Genomic DNA, 20,540 nt, shown 5'->3' on the forward strand with positions numbered 1-20,540 from the left:
TACTCGGATTTACCATACTTTCTTTATCCGCCAAACCACCAAGAGGTTTGCTGAAAAATGAAAAAAACGCCGTCCCCTAAGGGCGGCGTCAGTTTGATCAGGCATTAGAATAACGGCTGAGGTCCACTACTGCGCGATCTCGTTCCGTATGCTCTGCAATATTTTTTTCTCAAGTCGCGATACCTGTACCTGGGATATGCCCAGCCGGCTGGCAACTTCCGACTGCGTCTGATCCCGGTAATACCGCAGATAGACAATGAGCCGCTCCCGTTCGGTCAAGCCTCCTATCGCTTCATTCAAGGCCAGCTTGTCGAACCATCGTTCTTGCGACTCATCAGCTATCTGATCCATAAGCGTTATGGGATCCCCGTCATTTTCAAATACGGTCTCATGAATCGAGGTTGGCGGTTTGTTCGCTTCCTGGGCAAACACCACTTCTTCGGGGGTTACCCCAAGCTCTTCGGCAACCTCTTTCACCGTTGGAAGACGATCAAGCTGCTTGGACAGCTCGTCCCGCTTCTTCCTTACTTTGTTGGCCATTTCCTTAAGCGATCGGCTGACCTTCAGGGTCCCGTCGTCCCTTAAGAAGCGCTGAATTTCTCCAATGATCATCGGTACGGCATAGGTCGAGAACTTTACGTCATAACTGAGATCGAACTTGTCCACGGATTTGAGGAGACCGATACAGCCGATCTGAAACAGATCATCAGGCTCATACCCCCGGTTCATAAACCGCTGAACGACAGACCAGACAAGACGAATATTACAGTTGACGAGCGTGTCCCGGGCGACATTATCCCCGCTTTGGCTAAGTGCAATGAGTCGTTTGACCTCCGCGTCGTCCAAATAAGTCTGCGAAGTTTTCTTCACATCGGCATCCATTTGTCCAACCCCTAATTATATAAAGCTTTCTTAGATTCGATCCTCTTTTTCATTTTGATCGACGTACCGCTGCCTGGCTCGCTGACCACTTCAAATTCGTCCATGAAATTTTCCATGATGGTGAATCCCATGCCGGATCGCTCCAGCTCTGGCTTGGATGTATAAAGCGGCTGTTTGGCCATTTCCAAATCTTCGATCCCATGGCCGGAATCTTCAATGCACAGCGTGATCATATCCCCGTCTATTAAGGCTTCAATCTTGACAACCCCTTCCGGATCACTATCGTAACCGTGGATTATGCTGTTTGTAACCGCTTCGGAGACTACCGTTTTCAGGTCACTCAGCTCATCCATGTTGGGATCCATCTGGGAGATGAACGCAGCCACGGCGACACGGGCAAAGGATTCGTTTTCCGACCTTGCGGCAAACTGCAGAGTCATAAAATTATGCTGTGCTTTCCCTTCACTCATGACACTACCTCCAAACCCGAGAGTGCCGTGCCCTCGTTCTCATATATCGGCATGATCTTGAACAGCCCCGACATTTCAAGCAAGCGGTAAACCTGCGGCTTGACATCGCATACCGCCATCTTTCCGCCCTTTTGCTTGATGAATTTATAGCGTCCCAGGATGACCCCAAGTCCTGAGCTGTCCATAAAGTCCAAGTCCTTTAAGCTCAGCACCAAGTGCTCTGTTTGACGTCTCTGAATAGCTTCATCCAGCTGCATCCGGACATGATCGGCCGTATGATGATCCAGTTCCCCGGACAGACGGACGATCAGTACATGCCTGTGATGCTCCATATCAACATGCAGATTCATGTTTGCTCACTCTCCTCCCTGACATGAACAAAGATTTCTACATTTGAAAAAGACATTCCTGCATCCCGACAAAACTAGAAGAAAACTCCTATGAATCTACATGAAACAACTTGCCGGTTGTCCGTTTGAACAGCTTCCAGAATCCGGCCTTCTTCACCTCGACAGGAGAGGTCAGCTCGAACTCCTTGACCACGCGATCACCTTGATAGACCGTTAGCTTGCCGACAACTTGTCCTGCGGCTACCGGCGCCTTCAAATTCGGCTCCATCTGAATTTCATGACGAATATCCGGACTCTTTACACCCTTCTTAACCAGCACGCTGTAATCTTTATCCGCTTGAATCGAGATCTCGGGCACGGTTCCCTTCTGGACCTTCACGATACCTAACACTTCACCCGGTTTATAGATGGAATGCATCGAATACTGGGAAAAGGCATAGTCAAACATGCGAGATACTTCATTATTCCGCGTCTTCGTATCCGGAGCTCCCATCACAACAGCAACAGCGCGCAGTCCGTCCCGTTTGGCCGTTGCCGATAAACAGAATTTGGCCTCTGACGTGTATCCGGTTTTCAATCCGTCAGCACCAGTGTAGAATCGAACCAGCTTGTTCGTATTGACCAGCCAGAACGGTTTTTCTGAATCTTTACGCAAATAATCCTGATAGGCGCCCGTATATTTGGTGATCTGGTCATATTTCAGCAGCTCCCGGCTCATGACCGCAATGTCGTGGGCCGAAGTGTAATGATTCTCTGCGGGTAGTCCGTTGCAGTTCACAAAATGCGTATCCTTCATTCCCAGCTCGGCTGCTTTCTCATTCATCAGCTTGACAAAGGCTTCCTCTGAGCCGGCAATTTTCTCCGCCACCGCGACGGAAGCATCATTGCCTGATGCCATGGCAATGCCTTTGAGCATCTCATCCACCGTCATTTCTTCACCGGGCTCAAGAAAGATCTGTGATCCGCCCATAGAGGCCGCATATTCGCTGGTACGCACCTTATCCGTCCACTGCAATTGTCCTTCATCGATGGCCTCCATCGTAAGCAGCATCGTCATGATCTTGGTGATGCTCGCCGGAGGCAGCTTATCATGGCTGTTTTTCTCGTAAATAATGGTTCCGGTATCCGCATCCAGCAATATAGCAGAACGAGCACCTGGTGCCAGTTCCTCTTGTGATGATCCTTCCCCGGGTTTGCTATTATCTTCTGCATAACTTGGTACAGCCGCACTGGACAACGCTACACATAGAACCAGAAATCCAGCGATTAACGCTTTTTTCACTTCCATCCCCTCCTGACATTCGTAATGGCATCCCGAAAAATAACGGGTCTGTTATTCAGTGTCGTCAGGATGAAAACAAATTATTCCAGTATTTTACGGAAATATTATCGCCTTGAACGGAAGTGAACACAGCAAAAAGGCTGGGCTCGACAGATATAAATCCGCCGGAGCCCAGCCCTTTGCTAAAATAGGTTATTACATTTTTGGAATAATGGCCATGACAAGCGCAAGGAATTTCTCCCGGACCTTCTCGGCTGTCTCCATAACCTCGTCATGGGACAGCGGTTGATCCAATATTCCGGCTGCCATGTTGCTAATGCAAGAAATGCCCAGCACTTCAAGACCGGCATGTCTGGCCACAATGACCTCAGACACCGTGGACATGCCTACCGCATCCGCACCGAGTGTACGCAGCATGACGATCTCGGCGGGTGTTTCATAGGTTGGTCCGAGCAAACCTGCGTAGACCCCTTCTCTCAGCGCAACACCTTGACCCACGGCCACTTCTTTTGCCAATTGGCGAAGCTGACGGCTGTATGCCTGGGACATGTCCGGGAACCGGACGCCAAGATCCGGATCATTAGGCCCGATTAACGGGTTGGTGCCTGTCATGTTCAGATGATCGGAGATCAGCATGAGATCACCCGGCTCGAAGGACGTGTTGATACCGCCCGCCGCATTGGTAACCAGCAGACTCTTCACACCCAGCTCTTTCATGACGCGCACCGGGAAAGCCGTCACTTCCGGACCATAACCTTCATACATATGGAATCGTCCCTTCATCAGAACGACAGGTCTATTGTGAATCGTGCCCAGCAGCAGTTCTCCTTCATGGCCTTCTACAGTCGATACGGGAAAATGAGGAATGTCCGTGTACGGGATGGAAACCGGATTCTCAATCAATTCGGCCAGTACGCCGAGTCCTGAACCCAAAATCAAGCCGACCTGGGGCTCGACGCCTTTCTGCCCGCGTATGTATGCCGCTGCTTCCTTAATGCTCTGCTGATGAATTGAACTCATGTTCATACCTCTCCTAACTGAGAATAAGTTGTAGATCCTAGTAGAGTAGGCCCCACTAAGATCTCGGGTGATAATGATCATATACTTCCTTCATGCTTTTCTTGGTGGATTGATACATGCCGGTGGTCGATAATGCCGAGTGACCCAGCATCTCCTGGACCGAACGTAAGTCGGCGCCGTTCTGCAGCATATGAATGGCAAACGAATGGCGAAGGGTATGCGGCGTGATTTCCTCATCGATTTTGGCAAGCTTGCCATACTTTTTAATAATTTTCCAAAATCCCTGCCGTGTCAAGCGCGTACCGAGCGAATTCAGGAATAATGCATCCTCATCAGCATCTCGAATCAGCTTCTCCCGCATATCTTGCATATAAAAAGCCACGCTTTCGGCTGCGATCTGGGTAATCGGAAGAATTCGCTCCTTCCCTCCGGAAACGGCACAGCGCAGGAAACGCATCTCCATATTGATGTCATGAGTGCTCAAGTTCACCAGTTCCGACACCTTGATGCCTGAAGCATACAGCAGCTCCAGCATCGCTTTGTCCCGGGCCCCCTGAGGGGTGCCGGAATCCGGAGCCGACAGCAGCTTGTCCACCTGCTCAATGGTCAGCGACTTGGGCGGCTTCCGTTCCGGCTTCGGATTATCCAGCAGCTGGGTCGGATCTTGACCTATAACGGATTGACGCACCAAATATTGAAAAAAGGAACGCAAGGAAGCCGTGCAGCGAAGGAGGCTCGATGCCGCCTTGCCCTGCTGCCGCAGTCTTCCCATGTATAAGCCAAGCATGGTTCGTGTAACTTCCTGCGGATGGATAACGTCTCTTTCCGCTGCAAAAGCAATGAATCCTTGTAGGTCGGCCCGGTACGATTCCATCGTACTTCGGGACAGTCCCTTCACATCTTCCAGATAGGTTACATATTCGTCCAAATATTGTTTCATGATCTTTTTGCTCCTATTCCCATGTGCCCTTTACAAGCACGATCACTCCCCATACCAGTAGTACAATCGCAGACGTTCCGCCGGCGAATATCGGGAGTCCATGGTGCTTTCAGGCTGAAAAGCCTTAACCGCTTGACCGGAAGGCGCACGGTAAGGATCCACCGGGGTCAGCCAATCTCCCACCCATCCCAGCACGAAGTAAAAAAACATCGTCAGAACGGCAAACATCGTAATAAATCGGATTAGTGAGCCTATTTTTCGGATCGATATAATCACTGGCAGCGCCTCTCTTTCATCTTTGCATTGATCACCAAGTGAAAGTGGGTATTACGGGTATCACTTCACGTAAAGCCTATGATACAAGCTGCTGGATTATGACGGCGGCTTTCCTCTGATCCGTTCTTTAGTCATTGGACTTGGCGGTTATTGGGATAGAATAAAAAAAACGTCTTCTCGACGTACGTTGATGATGTAGAATGATAGATTGTTCTTGCGTGAACGATACGGATTCGTACATGTTCCACATATATTTTGGTTACCATCTAAAAAACCCTCCCGGCTTACGCCGTAGAGGGCTTGCCGTGATGGTCATCACTGCGGTTTGTTGAATGGTATGAAATTATGATTTGTCCTGGTCATTCTTGCCCTTCTCTTTGCAACGGTAGCATATGCCATGGAAATCAAGCCGATGGTCATGAACGGTAAAGTTGAACTCTCGCTCTAACCGCTCTTCCAATGGACCGAGCCAATCCTCGCGTATCTCATCCATGCTTCCACATTGAGTACATATCAAATGATGATGGTGATGCTTCGAAGTATCCGTCCGCAAGTCATAACGGGCGACACCATCGCCAAAATTTATCTTCTCGACAACATGAAGCTCACTGAGCAGCTCTAGGGTACGGTACACGGTTGCCAGACCGATCTCCGGAGCCTTCTCTTTCACGAGCATAAATACATCCTCTGCGCTAAGGTGGTCGTCTTCATTTTCCAACAATACGCTTACCGTGGCTTCCCGTTGGGGCGTTAATTTGTATCCTTGGGATTGTAGCTGCTGCTTAATTTTGTCGATCCGCGCTTCCATCGTTTCCCTCCCCCTTGGAAATCACTGCACGTTATTGTTCACTTCCTTCATTATAGGGGGATTTGACAAACAAAGTCAAACGGTTTTGCTTTATGGAAAAATTCGCGGATTATAGCAACATTGGCGTGACCCAGCGCATCATGGCCGGGGTTACCCAGGTTTCAAATGAAGCAACTCCGAGCGTTAACAGGACCATGAAAAAGGTCAGCATCGCATACGAAGCAAAAGGCTTTACCATGCTCCCGCCGCGATTCATAATAAATCGATCCCTGATGATGTATAGTGAGAAGGTTATCGCGGCTACGCTGCACATCATGAGCACAGGGATGATGAACAAATTTTGCGGCGCAATCGACACCAAGGCGAACAGCAGGCCTTTCCAAGAATACTGTCCGACCAAGTAACCGACCGTAAACCCAATAAGCACTCCTTTTAAGAAGTCCAATATCAATATTCCCGGAAGCCCGATGACGGACAATCCCAGAATCCATATCAAACCGATCCATTTCAGATGAAGGGCTGCGATGCTCCAGTAAGAAGACTGACTCATGGTTTCTCCACCGTCCTGCACGTTTACAAAAAAGTGGTTTAAATATCGGGCCATTTCCTGCTGCTGCTCCAATGAAAGTGCATTGACCATCAACGCTCCAAACAGCACGCCAACTAAAAACAAGACGCCCACGAACACATAGAGCATGGTCTGATCCTTGAAGGCTTGGCGGAATGATTGCATAGAATAGAGTCTCCTTTCTGTGTCTCTACTCTACTCTATGACCATCACCCTCCTGGTATGACCTGTGATTGAAAGAGTTGATCGATTTACCGAAGAACTTTTCCGTAAGAGCCCCCGCCGCCATCCGATAAGGACAATGTCCCGTTCCGGGCCATCACAATGCTGGCAGCGAGCCCCTCTCCGGCAACAGCGGCAAGCTCCGCTTCCGTAGCCTGGTGAAGGATTTTCATTTCGGTGCCGAAAGCCCCCAGCAGCTTCGACATCGACGATTTACCAAGGCCCGGGATGAACTCTAGCGGAACCTGATAGTGATAAGCCGGCCGGCTTTGCGGTACCACGGGCTCTTTGCGGTCAGCGATGTTCAGAATCCGATCAAACACGCCCTGTACCAGCTTGGTACTCCCGCAGTAAGGACATCGCACCAATTCGTGTATATCGCTGCCCTCCTCCAGTATGCTGTCGCAGCCGCCGCAGTAAGTACGATGGTATTTTCCGAGTCTGGGATTAAGCCCGTAGTTCGCGCTGATTCTTCTACCGTTACTTGTTCCAAGCGCCTGGCGAAATTCAGAAAATGAAGGCTTCGCCATGTCGATCCGGTTGTATTCCCTGCCGATTTTCCCAAGCGAATGCGCATCCGAATTGGTCAGGAAGGAATAGGCGTCCAGTTCGCTTATCCGCCCTGCCATCGAGGAGTCGGCACTGAGCCCGAGCTCTATTCCTGCAATCCCGTCCAAGTCCAGCACCTCGCTCATACGATCTGCCATGCTGCCGTACAGTCCCTTATGAGGCGTAAAGACGTGTGCAGGTATCAGCAGCCCGCCGCGGTCTAGAATCTCCTGCTGCAGCTCACGGGGGCTGACATAGATACGCTGCGAACTAAGCTGCACGTTCTTCATGTATTTTCCCATCCAGCCAGTGAATTCCTGGATGGTGTTCAGATCAGGGAAATAGGCCAGCACATGGGCTGCGCCACGGCCGCTTTCACGTATTTCAATCTCGCTTCCAAGCAAGATCACCGTATCCTGATACGCAATTCCGCCTCCATCGATCTCCTGCATGACCCCGCTGTCCAAACACTGGAGAATATCGTGCTGTACCGAAGGAGAATGGCAATCGATGATGCCAATCATTTGGATGCCTTTCCGCTCCGATGCCTCCACGGCTATATTTTCAAAGGTCAAATTGTTACTTGCGCTTATTTTCACAGCTTGTCCGCTGCTTGTGCGCCCTATGTGAATGTGCATGTCGCAGTAATAGGACTGAAGCTTCTCCCCGGTTGACATGTTCTTTTCAGGCTGCAGCATATCAGATCTTTCCTGTCAGGCTATACATATTCCAAGCATAAACGGCGAGAATGGTCTTCGCATCGCTGATTCTCTCTTCTTGGATGAGTGAGTATGCCTCTTCCAGGGAGATTTCCATCATCTCTATAAATTCATCCTCATCCGGGTTCATGTCGCCGCTGACCAGATCCTCTGCCAGATATAAGTGAATGATCTCATCGGCAAATCCCGGCGATGTATAGAAGGAATGCAGCTTGCGAATGGAACCGCACGTATAACCCGTTTCTTCCTGTAGTTCGCGCTTCGCGGCTTCCAGCGGATCTTCTCCCCGCTCCAGCTTGCCTGCAGGGATTTCAACCTCACAGCGCCCAAGCGGCTGTCGAAATTGATTAACGGCCAACATTTTATCGCCTCTTAATGCGAGCACCGCTACTGCGCCGGGGTGTCTGACAACTTCACGTTTCGCGGTCTCCCCATTTGGCAGTTTCACCGTATCGACCTGCAGTGATATGATTTTCCCCTCAAAAATCGATTGGGTAGACAGCGTGGTTTCTTCCAGCAATTTATCCGAGGCTTCTCGGTTCTTACTGCCGATATCGCTCACAAAATGACCTCCTTTGTTTAAAAACGGCATGTCTGACCATGCTATTGCATAAGGTGTATTATATCAAAATTTCCAAGAAAGAAGGAAGCTGCCCATGAAAAGCTACAAAGGGGACCATTCAGTACATATGGTAGGACAAGCCTGGCAGATACGGATCATGCTGAAACAGTGGCAACAGCAATGGGGCTCGGAAGCGAAGATTATGGATATTATTTCTAAGTCTTCTAAAAATATTTACGAAAACAGGACGTGAAATCAGGTCTTAAGACCTGTTTTTCGACTTTTTTCGAATATGAACCATGACCTTTACACCTATAATGGTGTTATATCATTGGGAGGCTTCGACATGCGACATATACCTATTATTGAAACCGAACCAATTACTAATCCACCTTCAACTGAATATGAGCGCGGAAAATGGTACAAAAGACGCGGGTATCTTGAGAAGGCGTTAAGGAGCTTCAAGGAAGCTGCGCAATCCGCTCCAACCGACAAGACGAGCTCGGGATGGAAGGAAGTTGATCTAAGCTGGCTCGAATACGGGTTGTTGAGCATGCGGATGCGTTCCTTCGGCAAATCGGAGGAAGCTTTCCGAACCGTCGTACAGCATTCCGGTACCTACGTTCAAGAGGCTCTGAATCAGTGGGCTGCACTCCTCCACATGCAGGGGATTTCGGACCAAACGATTTGTGAACGACTCCTGAACGAAACGAGGAGCTTTCCATCTTCCAACATTATGGTTGGCAGGTCACTTTTCTACATCGGAGCTTATCCGTATGCTGCCCATTGTTTTGCTGAACAGGGGAGCTTATACCCAGATACCTGTATCCAGTATGTGACTTGCCTGATCATGACGGGTCAAGTATCTGAAGCCATGCAGTTCATCGACAGCTACCTTCGCGATTTGGCTCACCACCCGCGCGAACTGCCTCGTCCAAGAACATCTGGAGTGGCTCAGCTGGCCAGAATCAGGCAGGTGTGCGAGTGGAACATAAACCATTCGATCCCTGACCGATTTATCGCCATGTCGGAAACTTTAGAATTAGCACGCGCTGCCATATCGTTTAATATGATCTCCATAGCCGAACATCTGCTTACCAATAGCGGCGACCATGCTTATTATGCTCTGATCTGTTTTCTTTATGATGAAGGCTACAGAGGGCTCGCGATTTTAAAATTGAACCAATTGGAAGCGCTGCCGCTCCAAGAACAAGACAGCAACAGTATAAAAGTATGCGTTATTGCCGCTGAGCATTTATATGATCAAGGAAGATATGATGAGGCTGCATCCCTGCTCGAGCAGCTTAGACTGGCTCACCCCGGGCGTTCAGAGATACGATTCGGTGAAGCTGCTTGTTATTTGCAGTCAGCCCTGATCTCCCTCTCTGCCCGCCTTGAGGAGCAATACTCATCTGCAACGGCGAGGAAAGAGATTGAACAGTACCTGGACAACATCAATGCCGCATTGCATGTGGTCGAGAACACGAACTGGCATACCACCTGGTCGCCTGCCCAAAAAAGACGTGAGAACTACTCGCCCATGTCATCCTTGAATTAATAGTCAAATCTAAAAGCCCGCAGCGGACTTAAAGCGTCCGCCGCGGGCTTTATACATTCATAATAGTCTAATGGTTGACTAAGCTTTAGCCGTTTCCTGGATGATCCCAACGACGATCTGCGCAGCCTTGATCAAATCAGAAGCCTGAATGCGCTCTTGCGTGGTGTGAATGTCTTGATATCCAATCGCCAAATTGACGGTTGGAATTCCAAGGCCGTTAAAAATGTTGGCGTCACTGCCGCCTCCGGACCGGAACGTGCGGGATGGCAAGCCCAAACCGCCGATAGCACGCTGCGCAAGCTGAACAACCTCATCATGTTCATTAAAACTGAAGGCCGGGTATACGATCTCGCTAATGAACTCACAATTGGCATTGTACTCACGAACGGTGGTTTCGAGCGCCTCGCGCATATCGTTCACTTGCTTATCCACTTTCTCTTGAACGATACTGCGTGCTTCAGCATCAATCTGAACATGGTCACAGACGATGTTTGTTGCGCCCCCGCCCTGGAACTTGCCGATATTCGCGGTGGTTTCTTTGTCGATCCGTCCCAGCTTCATTTTGGCTATCGCTTTTGAAGCGACTTGAATGGCACTGATGCCATCCTCCGGATTCACTCCGGCGTGAGCAGACTTGCCCTTGATGATCATTTGGATTTTCGCTTGGGTCGGTGCGGCAACTGCGATTGAGCCTAACTCACCGTTGGAATCCAGGGCAAAACCGAGATCCGCATCCAAATAATCAGGGTCAAGCGCCCGAGCTCCGACCAGACCCGATTCCTCACCTACCGTAATGACAAATTGAACTTGTCCGTGAGGAATGTTATTTTCCTGGATGACCCGAATACCTTCAAGCAATGCCGCGATTCCCGCTTTGTCGTCCGCCCCGAGAATGGTCGTTCCGTCACTTCGAATCCAGCCGTCATCACCCAGTGTCGGTTTGATGCCTTTACCGGGCGTTACGGTATCCATATGGCAGGTAAATAGCAGCTTAGGCGCTTGCTGGGCCGCCTCGTCCGCTTTCCAGGTAATAATCAGATTCCCTGCCCCGTGTCCTGTCTTTTCCTTGGCATCATCTTCGATGACGTCAAAGCCAAGACTGGAAAATTTATGTTTGAGAACGTTGGAGATCTCTTCTTCATGCTTGGTTTCGCTATCGACCTGAACCAATTCCATAAATTCTTGGATGATACGCTCTTCTGAGATCACTGGACTTCCCTCTCTTTCGCAGATACGATACAATGTCTTTATATCTATTTCTCATTGAAATGATGCTGCTGCATGTATGCTCATCATTAAACCTATTTCAAAGGAGTTACACAATGCAACGTAAAAAGTGGTTTCGAATTGTTATCTATCTCATGCTGATTGCCATGGTCGGATCAACGCTGCTGGTTATCCTTGAGCCATTGTTCCTTCGCTGACACCCTGCATTTACGAGCGCATAAAGTTACAACCAACGAGCCTCATATGGAAATACCCGGGTGAAGAAAGGCACGATCTCCCGGGCTACTTCCTCTACTTCAAAAACCCGCCCCGTACAGTCCTCCAATGAAGTTACACCGTATTCCTGTATGCCACAAGGAATGATTCCCGAGAATCCCGCGTCTGCAATTCCGGATTTGATATTAAACGCAAAACCATGGCTCGTCACAAATCCGCGATGCCGGCGGCCTTTATTGAATTTAACGCCGATGGCGCAAATTTTCATATCTCCTACCCATACCCCGGTGTACTCGGGTTTCCGGCCAGCTTCGATGTTGTATGATGCCAAGTAATCGATGATGACCTGCTCCACGTCGCGCAGAAAACCGTGCAGATTCAAATTCTTGCCGCCATCCAGCAGTAACAACGGATACCCGACAAGCTGTCCAGGACCATGATATGTAATGTCTCCGCCACGATCTATTTCAAACAGGCCGATACCCGATTTTTCCAATTCCTCTTTGCTTAGGAGCAAGTGCTCCGGATGACGCTGTGACCCCATGGTATAGGTCGGAGGATGTTGAAGTAGCATCAGGCGCTCGTGCTGCTCTCCCTGATCGATGGCGGAAACATGTTGTTTCTGAAGCTCCCAAGCCATGCCATAATCTACAATCGGCGTGTACGATACATCTAACGGTTTGTTCATGTGCTAACGCCTTCTTTCATAGGGTTCCCACTAACCAATGAATGCTCCTGCGATTGACTTCGGTATGAATAACGTCTGCGAACCTTCTTCCGAAGAATCAGTCCGCAGATCATATACGAAAATTAATAAAGCTTCGTATCCAGGGTATAACCTTCCAGGTTATCTTTAACCCGCTGCAGGAATCTTCCGCAGATTACCCCGTCCAAAATCCGATGATCCAGGGATAAACACAGATTCGCCATCGAACGGACCGCGATCATGTCATTGATGACCACAGGCTTTTTAACAATCGATTCAAACGTCAGAATCGCAGCCTGCGGATAGTTGATGATCGGATAGGACAGAATCGAACCGAAGGATCCCGTATTGTTAACCGTAAAGGTACCGCCCTGCATGTCGTCTAACTTCAGCTTGCCTTCACGGGTCTTGCGTGCAAGCTCCTCGATCTCTCTAGCCAAGCCGGCAATATTCTTCTGGTCGGCACGGTGGATGACCGGCGTCAGCACGGAATCCTCTGTTCCGACGGCCAGGGAAAGATTGATATCGCGCTTCACCACGATTTTATCCACGGCCCAGAACGAATTCATGATCGGATAATCTTTAATCGCGTTCACAACGGCTTTCAGCAAAAAGGCCAGGTAGGTCAGATTAACCCCTTCCTTACGCTTGAACTCATCCTTCAGCTGATTACGCAGCAGCACAATGTTAGTCACGTCGACTTCAATCATCGTCCATGCATGCGGAATTTCCGTAACGCTTTGACGCATGTTTCTGGCGATGGCATTACGCATCGGCGTAACATCAATAAAGTATTCCGATCTTCCGCCTTCCATTCCTTCCACTTCGATGGTCGGAATTTTTGGCGATTCCGTCAAATGCAGGCCGGAATGTCGCACATTCGGAATCGCTGTGCCCAGAGGAGGCGACGGTTCCGCAGGCGTCTGATGCTGCAGCCCCTGAAACGGCGATGCTCCGCTCGGCTGTGCCGTTTCTTTCGGCGCTTGAGCGCTTTGGACAGGCGCTGCTCCGGCAGGAGCGCCTTGGCCTTGGGCTGCTCCTCCCTTTTCAATATAAGCCAGTACGTCCTTACGGGTGATTCTGCCACCCATGCCTGACCCCTGTACTCGCGAAAGATCAATCTGATGCTCGGCTGCCAGCGTCTGCACAGCAGGCGAATACCGGAAACGCATCGAACCCTCTTCACTGCCGCTTCCCTGATGCTGACTCACGGGAGCACTTGCAGCCGGCTGTGGCGAAAGATCTGTACCTTGTCCTGAAGCCACAGAGATCCGGCAAATGATCTCGCCAACATTGACGGTCTGGCCCTCCTGGGCAAGAATCTCTCCCATGACGCCGTCCAAGGTGGATGGAATCTCGGCATTGACTTTGTCGGTAATGACTTCACAGATCGGTTCGTACTGCTCGATGACATCCCCCGGCTTCTTCAGCCACTTGGCAATGGTCGCCGAAACAAGGGATTCCGCCAGCTGAGGCATCGTAACATCGGTCAATTTCTGATTTTCGGACATGCTCCCACTCCCTGTTCTTAATAAAGCGCCAATTGACGCATGGATTCTTTGACTTTGTCCTTGTTAAGCATGAAGAATTTCTCCATCGGCGGACTGATTGGCATAGCCGGTACATCCGGACCGCACAAGCGCATGATCGGGGCATCCAGATCATAGAGGCAGTGCTCCGCAATAATCGCGGATACTTCCCCGCCGACGCCGCCGGTTTTATTATCTTCATGAACGATCAGCACTTTACCCGTTGCACGGGCTGCTTCAATAATCGCTTCCCGATCAAGCGGCTGTATGGTACGCAGATCCAGAACATGCGCGCTGATGCCCTCTTCCTGCTCAAGCTCTTCGGCAGCCTGCATGGCAAAGTGCAGCGGCAGGCTGTAGCTGATGACCGTAATATCGGATCCTTCGCGCAGCAGATTCGCTTTGCCGATCGGCACAACGTAATCATCGTCCGGCACTTCGCCAGTAATCAGCTTGTAGCATTTTTTGTTCTCAAAAAACAGGACCGGATCCGGATCGCGTATCGCAGCTTTCAGCAGCCCCTTCGCATCATAGGCCGAGTACGGCGCAACGATTTTCAATCCCGGCGTTCCGAAGAACACCGATTCCGGGCACTGGGAATGATACAAGCCCCCGAATATGCCGCCGCCGATCGGCGCACGAATGACGACGGGACAGCTCCAATCGTTATTGGAACGATAGCGGATTTTCGCTGCTTCGCTAATGATCTGATTGGTTGCCGGAAACATAAAGTCCGAATATTGCATCTCGGCAATCGGCTTCATGCCATACATGGCTGCACCGATTGCCACACCGGCAATCGCGGACTCCGCGAGCGGGGTATCGAGCACCCTCATTTCGCCGAACTGATCCATCAACCCCTTGGTTGTTGTAAACACGCCGCCTTTGACGCCTACGTCCTCGCCTAACACAAATACGGACTCGTCACGCTCCATCTCTTCCTTCATGGCCAGACGAATTGCATCGATATATTCCATTACCGCCATTCTTTACACGCCCCCTTCATCATCGGCATATACGTGAAGAAGCGTATCTTCAGGCTTCGGAAATGGAGCCAAGTCTGCAGATTCCGTCGCTTCTTTGATCTCCAGGTTTAATTGAGCGATCAAATCCTGATCGCGTGCTTCGTCCCAGAGCCCGCAGTCGACCAAATAGTTCTTAAAGCGGGCGACGCCGTCTTTCTTCCAGTTCTCTTCGACCTCTTCTTTTGTCCGGTACGCCAAATCGTTATCCGATGTGGAGTGCGGAGACAAACGGTACATCATGGATTCGATCAGTGTTGGGCCTTCTCCGCGAATCGCACGTTCACGTGCTTCCTTCACGGCTGCATATACCTCAAGCGCATCGTTGCCGTCCACTCGAATGCCCGGGAATCCATACCCGAGAGCGCGGTCGCTTACCTTCCCGCTAATCTGTTTATGAAGCGGCACCGAAATGGCATACTGATTATTCTCGCACATGATAATAACAGGGAGCTTGTGAACACCCGCAAAGTTGCAGCCCTCATGAAAATCCCCCTGATTGCTAGAGCCTTCGCCAAACGTAACAAACGATACAAAATCCTTCTTCTGCATCTTGGCCGCCAGCGCGATACCAACGGCATGCGGAAGCTGTGTAGTTACAGGGCTGGAGCCCGTCACAATTCGCAGACGTTTACTACCGAAGTGTCCCGGCATCTGCCGTCCGCCGCTGTTCGGATCCTCCGCCTTGGCAAAAGCCGACAGCATCAGTTCGCGAGGCGTCATGCCCACTGCCAATACAAATCCGTAGTCGCGGTAATAGGGTAAAAAATAATCCTTCTCCCGGTCAAGGGCAAACGCAGCAGCAACCTGACATGTCTCCTGCCCGATACCGGATACGTGAAAGTTAATTTTGCCCGCCCGCTGCAGCAGCAGGTTGCGCTCGTCGAATTTTCGTGCCAGCACCATATATTTGTACATGTCTAGCACTTGTCCGTCGGTCAGTCCAAGCTGCTCATGCCTATTGTTGTTTGCCGTAACCGTTTCATGTTCTTTCATGGAGATCCCTCCTTTATGTGAGCCATGACTTCAGGCTTGATCACAGGCCTCGTAACATGAGTTTAAAGGCATATTTGATCAAGTATTAAAACCTGGTACTAAGACTTGGCTTAATGTTATTATAATCCCTTTCTCGGCAAAAAGAAATGAGGGATTCCACAAAAGGATGTTCTCATCCCTACAAACCGATGGCTCGTCCATCCACCGCAAGCATCGCTTCGCCGATGATTTCGGATAATGATGGATGGGCATGCACCGCCGCTCCCACTTCCCATGGAGTCGCATCCAGTACTTGTGCCAGGGCCGCTTCGCCGATCAGCTCGGTTACATGCGGGCCAATCATATGCACGCCCAGAATATCTTGCGTCTTCTGATCGGCAATGACCTTCACAAACCCTTCTTTCGTTCCGTGGATCAACGATTTGCCAATCGCCGAGAACGGGAATTTTCCGATCCGGATCTCATGTCCGCGATCTTTGGCCTGCTTCTCCGTCAGTCCGACGCTGGCTACCTCATGACGGGTATAGATACAGCGAGGGATCCATTCACTGCGGTAGGCTTCCGCCTTCTCGCCTGCCAGATGGTTTACGGCTGCAATCCCTTCGTGGCTTGCCGCATGGGCAAGCTGAAGACCCCCGATGCAATCGCCGATCGCGTAAATATGGGGCTCCGTTGTTTGCATATTGGCATTCACCACAATGACGCCGTTCGCAACCCGAACGTCCGTATTTTCAAGTCCGATATTTTCAGTATTGCCTATTCTGCCGACAGAGAGGAGCAGCTTGTCCGCTGACAATGTTCTTGTATCGTCCTTTTGCTCGATCGTGATGGACACGCTTTGATTCCGAATCTCACAGCTGTCGGTTTGAAGTGAAACGCTGGTGATCACCTCTACGCCTCTGGCGGTGAGCATCTTTGTCAGCTCACGTCCAATCTCCTCGTCTTCGGCTGGCAGCAGATGTGGCGAAGCTTCCACAATCGTGACCTGAACGCCAAAATCATTCAGCATCGATGCCCATTCCACGCCGATTACGCCGCCTCCTACGATGATGATGGATGCAGGAAGCTCATCCAGCTGAAGCGCATGGTCGCTTGTCAGTATATGTATGCCGTCAGGCTCAAGCCCCGGTAAGTGACGCGGACGCGAGCCGGTCGCGATGATCAGATGAGTGGGAACCACGGTTTCCATCTCGCCATCCGGAAGCTCAACCGCCACTGCGCCGCTGCGCGGAGAGAAGATGGACGGGCCGATGACTCTCCCTTTGCCTTGCACGACGGTAATTTTATTTTTGCGCATCAAATATTGAACGCCCTGGTGCAGCTTATCGACGATACCGTCTTTGCGCTTTTGCACTTTGTCAAACGATAGCCGGACCCCATCCGTCTCGATTCCATAGCTCTCGCTATCCTTCATTTCCGCATACACTTCGGCACTCCGAAGCAAAGATTTGCTCGGAATACAGCCGCGGTGCAAGCAGGTTCCCCCCAGTTTGTCCTGCTCGATGATGACCACATTTTTACCAAGCTGGGCTGCACGTATGGCCGCAACATATCCACCGGTTCCCCCGCCAAGAATTGCTACATCACATGTTATAGCCACAAACGGCACCTCCATAATAAGTCCAGTTATACATTTTCATTGTACTCTCTTTTTTTCGGATTACAAAATCATCATCCATAATCGAAATAGACATAGCCCTATGAAAAAGGTATGATAAACGGTAGTTCATTACATCAGTCGCAGGAAGGAATCTTCTATGAAAATGTTAATTTCCCGCTTTATTGCCATCTTGATTTTGGTTATCCCGGGTTTTATGGCAATGAAGGGTTTCTTAATGATGAAAGATGCGGTTTTTCTATATATTTCCGTTCATGGGGATGACAGCGTGGCAAACCCCGCTTTCGGGTGGCTACCTTTTCTAGGCGGGCTGGCCCTGTTTGTCATCGGTATCGGATTCTTGGGCGGCTGGATTCTGTTCCGGGACCGCAAGCGAAATTACGTTGGACCCAGATTCAAAAAAAAGCGCCAGGCGCCGAAGTCAGGAACGCCATCTAAAAGCTAATCATGCGATATCAGGAAGCCCATGCATCGTATGTTACCACTTTATGATATCTTCCAAAAAAACACCGGGGAGCCCTCCCCGGTGTTTGTCATATGTCCTGGACTCCGCCGTTCATTCCATCAGTGCGTCCTTCAGTTTACTTGACATCCTCGTTTCTCTGGACGTCGCTTTCAGCGCGGTTTTCCGCAGATTGAAATTTTGTTTCGTCAAAACTTCCAGCTCTTCATACATCAAATGGATTAGCGTTAGGGCTTCCGGAGATAAGCCTCCTTTGGATTCTACCTCTCGAATACGCTCTTTCCATGCTTCCATCTTGTCGCTCATGCTGATCTTCCTTTCAGGGCACTTCCCTCTTGTCTTTCTTCAAATGATGTATCCAATCACTCTGCTAGCGAACTTGCAAATCGGCGGACAATTCAGCAATCAATTTCGGCATCCAATCGTGCAGATCCCAGAATTTAAAGCCGGCAGCTGCCGCTCTGGCATGATCCATCGTCCAATCTCCCGGAATTCCGAACGGGGACATGTGATCAGGTGGTGCCGAAGACTGCAGCGGTGCCGACCTACCAATTTCCTGCTGGATCAGGCTCATCATTTCCCGGACCGAAATCGTTCCGCTGGAGCAAGCATTTACCGGGCCTTCCCATTGGACCTGACCTGCCCATTCCAGAAACGCTGCCGCTTCCTCGGCATGCACAAACGAGATTTGTGCGTCAGGATCAGGCAAACCAATAGCTTCGCCGCTCGCTGCATGCTCAATATGAAAATGCAGTCTGCGCGTGTAATCATCTGGTCCCAGCACAATCGGCAACCGGACTGCGGTAACGTTCAGGTTATGGCGACCGAATAATACCGCCTCCGCCTGGCGCTTGCCTTCCTTATAGCTGTAGTCCCCGCTTTCGTTCATCATGACAGGATATCTGTAGGGATCAAAGTCCTCTTCCCTCACCGGATGATCCGCAAAATCATAGACCGATAACGTGGAAGTCAGCACGTATTGTCCGATCCGTCCGGCAAAGATGTCTGCAGCTTGTCCCGCTTCTTCCGGAGTATAACATATATTATCATACACGATATCGAAGTCCTGGCTTCCCACCGCCTGTTTTAAGCTTTCCGGATCCTTCCGATCCACGGTCAGCCGCTGAACGGCATCCCCGAATGAATCCTGGTGAGTCCCGCGCGTCAAAATCGTAACGGCATCGCCTTTAGCCAGCAGCCGGTTAACCAGCCTTTTACCGAAAAAGCGGGTCCCGCCCAATACTAATATCTTTGCCATTTATAATTCCTCCTTACCAGGAAATAAGAATATATCGTTAATCGAATTGTGCTTTATACATCCTTAACCATTTCATAAAACCATCTGTCCCTTTTTCTCCATCCATATCGAAGACTCCTTCTTTTTTCCTATTTTATATTATGCTGCTTACCTCATAGAATGTAAAAAACCGACCAAGCTGTTAAGCTCAGTCGGTCTGATGTTTGTTAATCCACCCGGTCTAAAACCCAAATTACAAAGTCGGCATCATGGCTTGGAGACTGGTTCATGATCCGCTCTTGGCACCCCGAAATTCGGCGTTCCGTCTTCGTTCCATCGGATGACCTGTACACGCGTATGACGGTTCGGATCATATAGTGGATCCCCGACGATCTCCTTGTAACTTCTTGCATGGTACACCAAAATGTCCTGCAAGCCGTCCTCGGAAATCGTGAAGCTGTTGTGCCCCGGACCATATTGGCCATTGGCTTCAGATGTCGTAAATACAGGTACAGGCGACTTGACCCAGGAGCTCGGATTCAGCAAATCACTGTCTTCATCGGCTGTCAGCAGCCCCATCGCATAGTTGTGGTCCGTGGCGCTCGCGGAATAGGTCATGAATATTCGCCCGTTTCGCTTAAGAACGGCGGCCCCTTCATTCACAAGATACCCGATCTTCTCCCAATCGTACTCGGGAACCGATATGCATACCTGTTCCCCTGTCAGGGTCCAGGGGTTTTCCATCAATGAGATATACAGATTGGAATTGCCTGGAATGCCCGGATCTTTCTGAGCCCATACATAGTACCGTTTGCCTTTATGCTCAAACGTCGTTGCGTCCAAGGCGAAAGATTCCCACTTCGTGATCACTTGCCCCTTCTCCACCCATTCCCCTTCGAGCGGGTTCGCCGAAGCGTTCTCCAATACGAACATGCGGTGATCGAACAATCCGTCCCTCGTTTCTGAAGTATGGGCAGCGGCGTAATACACATACCATTTGCCATCCATATAATGAATCTCCGGTGCCCATATGTTGGCACTCATCAGGCCTGACTCATGCTTCCGCCAGATCGTAATTCCTTCGGCATCCGCAAGCCCTTGAATCGTTTGCGAGCGTCTAAGCTCAATTCGGTCGTACTCCGGCACGGAACCGGTAAAGTAATAATAACCATCGGTATGTTTAAAGATCCAGGGATCTGCCCGCTGTTCGATCAGGGGATTTTTTATATATAATTCAGTCATGGTGACGACTCCTATACCTTATAGTTTGACTTCCGCTAGCTTTCTATTTTTACTAACTTCTATGAATCCAATCTTCTT

24 protein-coding genes are annotated in these 20,540 nt (G+C 50.1%); 4 read left to right on the forward strand and 20 right to left on the reverse strand.

Going from position 1 to position 20,540, the window contains the following annotated elements:
• Positions 1 to 126: 126 nt before the first annotated feature.
• The 11 genes from sigF to PLA01S_RS23020 form a co-directional block, all read right to left on the reverse strand.
• Complete coding sequence (gene sigF, locus PLA01S_RS22970) at positions 127 to 882, reverse strand: RNA polymerase sporulation sigma factor SigF (RefSeq protein WP_006209412.1); 756 nt, start codon at positions 880 to 882, stop codon at positions 127 to 129.
• Positions 883 to 893: 11 nt separating this feature from the next.
• Complete coding sequence (gene spoIIAB / locus PLA01S_RS22975; RefSeq protein WP_100536272.1) at positions 894 to 1,352, reverse strand: anti-sigma F factor; 459 nt, start codon at positions 1,350 to 1,352, stop codon at positions 894 to 896.
• Positions 1,349 to 1,702 carry an anti-sigma F factor antagonist gene (gene spoIIAA, locus PLA01S_RS22980; protein WP_076320918.1) on the reverse strand — a complete coding sequence of 118 codons (354 nt, stop codon included), beginning with the start codon at positions 1,700 to 1,702 and terminating at the stop codon, positions 1,349 to 1,351. The genes spoIIAB and spoIIAA overlap by 4 nt, the downstream gene beginning before the upstream one ends.
• 88 nt (positions 1,703 to 1,790) lie before the next feature.
• A complete protein-coding gene (locus PLA01S_RS22985; protein ID WP_127594182.1) occupies positions 1,791 to 2,984 on the reverse strand; it encodes a D-alanyl-D-alanine carboxypeptidase family protein in 1,194 nt (397 codons plus the stop codon).
• 195 nt (positions 2,985 to 3,179) lie between these two features.
• Entirely contained in the window at positions 3,180 to 4,004 is an 825-nt protein-coding gene (locus PLA01S_RS22990) for a purine-nucleoside phosphorylase (RefSeq protein ID WP_127594183.1), read from the reverse strand.
• Between the two features lie 55 nt (positions 4,005 to 4,059).
• Positions 4,060 to 4,944 (reverse strand): site-specific tyrosine recombinase, encoded by an 885-nt coding sequence (locus tag PLA01S_RS22995; protein ID WP_127594184.1) that lies wholly within the window; start codon positions 4,942 to 4,944, stop codon positions 4,060 to 4,062.
• A gap of 42 nt (positions 4,945 to 4,986) precedes the next feature.
• The gene (locus PLA01S_RS23000; RefSeq protein ID WP_100536268.1) at positions 4,987 to 5,220 is read right to left on the reverse strand and encodes a YqzK family protein; all 234 of its coding nucleotides are present in this window, start codon (positions 5,218 to 5,220) and stop codon (positions 4,987 to 4,989) included.
• A gap of 343 nt (positions 5,221 to 5,563) precedes the next feature.
• Positions 5,564 to 6,028: a ferric iron uptake transcriptional regulator gene (gene fur, locus PLA01S_RS23005; RefSeq protein WP_006209405.1), complete on the reverse strand. Its 465-nt coding sequence runs from the start codon at positions 6,026 to 6,028 to the stop codon at positions 5,564 to 5,566.
• A 109-nt stretch (positions 6,029 to 6,137) separates the two neighbouring features.
• Positions 6,138 to 6,761, reverse strand: coding sequence for a stage II sporulation protein M (gene spoIIM, locus PLA01S_RS23010; protein WP_100536267.1), 624 nt, complete (start codon positions 6,759 to 6,761; stop codon positions 6,138 to 6,140).
• A gap of 86 nt (positions 6,762 to 6,847) precedes the next feature.
• The gene (locus PLA01S_RS23015) at positions 6,848 to 8,065 is read right to left on the reverse strand and encodes an endonuclease Q family protein (RefSeq protein WP_127594185.1); all 1,218 of its coding nucleotides are present in this window, start codon (positions 8,063 to 8,065) and stop codon (positions 6,848 to 6,850) included.
• A gap of 1 nt (position 8,066) precedes the next feature.
• Entirely contained in the window at positions 8,067 to 8,648 is a 582-nt protein-coding gene (locus tag PLA01S_RS23020) for an NUDIX domain-containing protein (protein ID WP_127594186.1), read from the reverse strand.
• A gap of 94 nt (positions 8,649 to 8,742) precedes the next feature.
• Between PLA01S_RS23020 and mciZ the strand changes: the two genes are divergently transcribed.
• A complete protein-coding gene (gene mciZ / locus PLA01S_RS23025; protein ID WP_127594187.1) occupies positions 8,743 to 8,901 on the forward strand; it encodes a Z-ring formation inhibitor MciZ in 159 nt (52 codons plus the stop codon).
• A 93-nt stretch (positions 8,902 to 8,994) separates the two neighbouring features.
• On the forward strand, positions 8,995 to 10,206 hold the full coding sequence (locus PLA01S_RS23030) for a tetratricopeptide repeat protein (protein ID WP_127594188.1): 1,212 nt from the start codon (positions 8,995 to 8,997) through the stop codon (positions 10,204 to 10,206).
• A gap of 78 nt (positions 10,207 to 10,284) precedes the next feature.
• On the opposite strand, the gene PLA01S_RS23035 is transcribed toward PLA01S_RS23030, so the two are convergent.
• Positions 10,285 to 11,415: a tripeptidase T gene (locus PLA01S_RS23035; RefSeq protein WP_127594189.1), complete on the reverse strand. Its 1,131-nt coding sequence runs from the start codon at positions 11,413 to 11,415 to the stop codon at positions 10,285 to 10,287.
• A gap of 113 nt (positions 11,416 to 11,528) precedes the next feature.
• Here PLA01S_RS23035 and prli42 point away from each other — a divergent pair, with 113 nt between their 5' ends.
• Entirely contained in the window at positions 11,529 to 11,630 is a 102-nt protein-coding gene (prli42, locus tag PLA01S_RS23040; RefSeq protein ID WP_015734477.1) for a stressosome-associated protein Prli42, read from the forward strand.
• A gap of 26 nt (positions 11,631 to 11,656) precedes the next feature.
• Here the strand turns inward: prli42 and lipB are convergent, their stop codons facing one another.
• The 5 genes from lipB to lpdA all read right to left on the reverse strand — a co-directional run bounded on the left by lipB (position 11,657) and on the right by lpdA (position 17,502).
• The gene (gene lipB / locus PLA01S_RS23045; protein ID WP_127594190.1) at positions 11,657 to 12,337 is read right to left on the reverse strand and encodes a lipoyl(octanoyl) transferase LipB; all 681 of its coding nucleotides are present in this window, start codon (positions 12,335 to 12,337) and stop codon (positions 11,657 to 11,659) included.
• A 122-nt stretch (positions 12,338 to 12,459) separates the two neighbouring features.
• Positions 12,460 to 13,866 carry a dihydrolipoamide acetyltransferase family protein gene (locus tag PLA01S_RS23050; protein ID WP_127594191.1) on the reverse strand — a complete coding sequence of 469 codons (1,407 nt, stop codon included), beginning with the start codon at positions 13,864 to 13,866 and terminating at the stop codon, positions 12,460 to 12,462.
• A 17-nt stretch (positions 13,867 to 13,883) separates the two neighbouring features.
• The gene (locus PLA01S_RS23055; protein ID WP_127594192.1) at positions 13,884 to 14,870 is read right to left on the reverse strand and encodes an alpha-ketoacid dehydrogenase subunit beta; all 987 of its coding nucleotides are present in this window, start codon (positions 14,868 to 14,870) and stop codon (positions 13,884 to 13,886) included.
• Positions 14,871 to 14,873: 3 nt separating this feature from the next.
• Positions 14,874 to 15,902 (reverse strand): thiamine pyrophosphate-dependent dehydrogenase E1 component subunit alpha, encoded by a 1,029-nt coding sequence (locus PLA01S_RS23060; protein ID WP_127594193.1) that lies wholly within the window; start codon positions 15,900 to 15,902, stop codon positions 14,874 to 14,876.
• Between the two features lie 178 nt (positions 15,903 to 16,080).
• Positions 16,081 to 17,502 carry a dihydrolipoyl dehydrogenase gene (gene lpdA, locus PLA01S_RS23065; RefSeq protein WP_127594194.1) on the reverse strand — a complete coding sequence of 474 codons (1,422 nt, stop codon included), beginning with the start codon at positions 17,500 to 17,502 and terminating at the stop codon, positions 16,081 to 16,083.
• A 157-nt stretch (positions 17,503 to 17,659) separates the two neighbouring features.
• Here lpdA and PLA01S_RS23070 point away from each other — a divergent pair, with 157 nt between their 5' ends.
• Positions 17,660 to 17,965: a DUF2627 domain-containing protein gene (locus PLA01S_RS23070; protein WP_100536256.1), complete on the forward strand. Its 306-nt coding sequence runs from the start codon at positions 17,660 to 17,662 to the stop codon at positions 17,963 to 17,965.
• A 111-nt stretch (positions 17,966 to 18,076) separates the two neighbouring features.
• Here PLA01S_RS23070 and PLA01S_RS23075 read toward each other — a convergent pair whose 3' ends face one another.
• The 3 genes from PLA01S_RS23075 to PLA01S_RS23085 form a co-directional block, all read right to left on the reverse strand.
• The gene (locus PLA01S_RS23075) at positions 18,077 to 18,289 is read right to left on the reverse strand and encodes a hypothetical protein (protein WP_127594195.1); all 213 of its coding nucleotides are present in this window, start codon (positions 18,287 to 18,289) and stop codon (positions 18,077 to 18,079) included.
• 64 nt (positions 18,290 to 18,353) lie between these two features.
• Positions 18,354 to 19,241 (reverse strand): NAD-dependent epimerase/dehydratase family protein, encoded by an 888-nt coding sequence (locus PLA01S_RS23080; protein WP_127594196.1) that lies wholly within the window; start codon positions 19,239 to 19,241, stop codon positions 18,354 to 18,356.
• A 246-nt stretch (positions 19,242 to 19,487) separates the two neighbouring features.
• Positions 19,488 to 20,462: a glycoside hydrolase family 43 protein gene (locus PLA01S_RS23085; protein ID WP_127594197.1), complete on the reverse strand. Its 975-nt coding sequence runs from the start codon at positions 20,460 to 20,462 to the stop codon at positions 19,488 to 19,490.
• Positions 20,463 to 20,540 lie beyond the last annotated feature (78 nt).

This window comes from Paenibacillus lautus NBRC 15380 (assembly GCF_004000945.1).
In the GTDB taxonomy this organism is placed as follows: domain Bacteria; phylum Bacillota; class Bacilli; order Paenibacillales; family Paenibacillaceae; genus Paenibacillus_AQ; species Paenibacillus_AQ lautus.

Coding starts and splice junctions, on each gene's coding strand:
- sigF (WP_006209412.1), bottom strand. CDS start 882: ATGGATGCCGATGTGAAGAAAACTTCGCAGACTTATTTGGACGACGCG.
- spoIIAB (WP_100536272.1), bottom strand. CDS start 1,352: ATGAGTGAAGGGAAAGCACAGCATAATTTTATGACTCTGCAGTTTGCC.
- spoIIAA (WP_076320918.1), bottom strand. CDS start 1,702: ATGAATCTGCATGTTGATATGGAGCATCACAGGCATGTACTGATCGTC.
- PLA01S_RS22990 (WP_127594183.1), bottom strand. CDS start 4,004: ATGAGTTCAATTCATCAGCAGAGCATTAAGGAAGCAGCGGCATACATA.
- PLA01S_RS22995 (WP_127594184.1), bottom strand. CDS start 4,944: ATGAAACAATATTTGGACGAATATGTAACCTATCTGGAAGATGTGAAG.
- fur (WP_006209405.1), bottom strand. CDS start 6,028: ATGGAAGCGCGGATCGACAAAATTAAGCAGCAGCTACAATCCCAAGGA.
- spoIIM (WP_100536267.1), bottom strand. CDS start 6,761: ATGCAATCATTCCGCCAAGCCTTCAAGGATCAGACCATGCTCTATGTG.
- PLA01S_RS23015 (WP_127594185.1), bottom strand. CDS start 8,065: ATGCTGCAGCCTGAAAAGAACATGTCAACCGGGGAGAAGCTTCAGTCC.
- mciZ (WP_127594187.1), top strand. CDS start 8,743: ATGAAAAGCTACAAAGGGGACCATTCAGTACATATGGTAGGACAAGCC.
- PLA01S_RS23030 (WP_127594188.1), top strand. CDS start 8,995: ATGCGACATATACCTATTATTGAAACCGAACCAATTACTAATCCACCT.
- prli42 (WP_015734477.1), top strand. CDS start 11,529: ATGCAACGTAAAAAGTGGTTTCGAATTGTTATCTATCTCATGCTGATT.
- lipB (WP_127594190.1), bottom strand. CDS start 12,337: ATGAACAAACCGTTAGATGTATCGTACACGCCGATTGTAGATTATGGC.
- PLA01S_RS23050 (WP_127594191.1), bottom strand. CDS start 13,866: ATGTCCGAAAATCAGAAATTGACCGATGTTACGATGCCTCAGCTGGCG.
- PLA01S_RS23055 (WP_127594192.1), bottom strand. CDS start 14,870: ATGGCGGTAATGGAATATATCGATGCAATTCGTCTGGCCATGAAGGAA.
- PLA01S_RS23060 (WP_127594193.1), bottom strand. CDS start 15,902: ATGAAAGAACATGAAACGGTTACGGCAAACAACAATAGGCATGAGCAG.
- PLA01S_RS23070 (WP_100536256.1), top strand. CDS start 17,660: ATGAAAATGTTAATTTCCCGCTTTATTGCCATCTTGATTTTGGTTATC.
- PLA01S_RS23075 (WP_127594195.1), bottom strand. CDS start 18,289: ATGAGCGACAAGATGGAAGCATGGAAAGAGCGTATTCGAGAGGTAGAA.
- PLA01S_RS23080 (WP_127594196.1), bottom strand. CDS start 19,241: ATGGCAAAGATATTAGTATTGGGCGGGACCCGCTTTTTCGGTAAAAGG.
- PLA01S_RS23085 (WP_127594197.1), bottom strand. CDS start 20,462: ATGACTGAATTATATATAAAAAATCCCCTGATCGAACAGCGGGCAGAT.